Genomic DNA, 1,874 nt, shown 5'->3' with positions numbered 1-1,874 from the left:
CAGGGCGGTCGTTGTTTCAGAACAACACAGTGGACGCGAGCAACTGAGGACAAGCCCTCGGCCTATTAGTACCGGTCAACTCCACCCCTCACAGGGCTTCCATATCCGGCCTATCAACCCAGTCGTCTACTGGGAGCCTTACCCTCTCAAGGAGGTGGGAGTGCTCATCTCGAAGCAGGCTTCCCGCTTAGATGCTTTCAGCGGTTATCCCTCCCGAACGTAGCCAACCAGCCATGCCCTTGGCAGGACAACTGGCACACCAGAGGTTCGTCCGTCCCGGTCCTCTCGTACTAGGGACAGCCCTTCTCAACACTCCTACGCGCACAGCGGATAGGGACCGAACTGTCTCACGACGTTCTAAACCCAGCTCGCGTACCGCTTTAATGGGCGAACAGCCCAACCCTTGGGACCTACTCCAGCCCCAGGATGCGACGAGCCGACATCGAGGTGCCAAACCATCCCGTCGATATGGACTCTTGGGGAAGATCAGCCTGTTATCCCCGGGGTACCTTTTATCCGTTGAGCGACGGCGCTTCCACAAGCCACCGCCGGATCACTAGTCCCTACTTTCGTACCTGCTCGACCCGTCAGTCTCACAGTCAAGCTCCCTTGTGCACTTACACTCAACACCTGATTGCCAACCAGGCTGAGGGAACCTTTGGGCGCCTCCGTTACCCTTTAGGAGGCAACCGCCCCAGTTAAACTACCCACCAGACACTGTCCCTGATCCGGATCACGGACCCAGGTTAGACATCCAGCACGACCAGAGTGGTATTTCAACGACGACTCCACAACAACTGGCGTTGCTGCTTCAAAGTCTCCCACCTATCCTACACAAGCCGAACCGAACACCAATATCAAGCTATAGTAAAGGTCCCGGGGTCTTTCCGTCCTGCTGCGCGAAACGAGCATCTTTACTCGTAATGCAATTTCACCGGGCCTATGGTTGAGACAGTCGAGAAGTCGTTACGCCATTCGTGCAGGTCGGAACTTACCCGACAAGGAATTTCGCTACCTTAGGATGGTTATAGTTACCACCGCCGTTTACTGGCGCTTAAGTTCTCAGCTTCGCCCAGACGAATCTGAGCTAACCGGTCCCCTTAACGTTCCAGCACCGGGCAGGCGTCAGTCCGTATACATCGCCTTACGGCTTCGCACGGACCTGTGTTTTTAGTAAACAGTCGCTTCTCGCTGGTCTCTGCGGCCACCCCCAGCTCGGAGTGCAAGACTCGTCACCAGGAATGGCCCCCCTTCTCCCGAAGTTACGGGGGCATTTTGCCGAGTTCCTTAACCATAGTTCACCCGAACGCCTCGGTATTCTCTACCTGACCACCTGAGTCGGTTTGGGGTACGGGCCGCCATGAAACTCGCTAGAGGCTTTTCTCGACAGCATAGGATCATCCACTTCACCACAATCGGCTCGGCATCAGGTCTCAGGCTACGTGTTGTGCGGATTTGCCTACACAACGCCCTACACCCTTACCCCGGGACAACCACCGCCCGGGCTGGACTACCTTCCTGCGTCACCCCATCGCTCACCTACTACCCCGTTGGGTCACCGGCTCCACCACGTCCCTTCGTCCGAAGACTCCGGGCCGGCTTCACGGGCTTAGCATCAAGAGGTTCAGCGTTGGCGCTTCAAAGCGGGTACGGGAATATCAACCCGTTGTCCATCGACTACGCCTGTCGGCCTCGCCTTAGGTCCCGACTTACCCTGGGCAGATCAGCTTGACCCAGGAACCCTTGGTCAATCGGCGCAAGAGTTTCCCACTCTTGTATCGCTACTCATGCCTGCATTCTCACTCGTGTACCGTCCACGACTGGTTTCCACCGCCGCTTCACCCGGCACACGACGCTCCCCTACCCATCACAGC

General features: G+C 57.2%; 1 rRNA gene. It reads right to left on the bottom strand.

Going from position 1 to position 1,874, the window contains the following annotated elements:
- Positions 1-45: 45 nt before the first annotated feature.
- A 23S ribosomal RNA gene (locus ABZ885_RS40270) occupies positions 46-1,874 on the bottom strand; the annotation flags it as partial.

The sequence above is a fragment of the Kitasatospora sp. NPDC047058 genome (assembly GCF_040643935.1).
Taxonomy (GTDB): domain Bacteria; phylum Actinomycetota; class Actinomycetes; order Streptomycetales; family Streptomycetaceae; genus Kitasatospora.
Note: the sequence above shows the minus strand (reverse complement) of the source record. Positions and strands in the feature narration are given on the sequence as shown.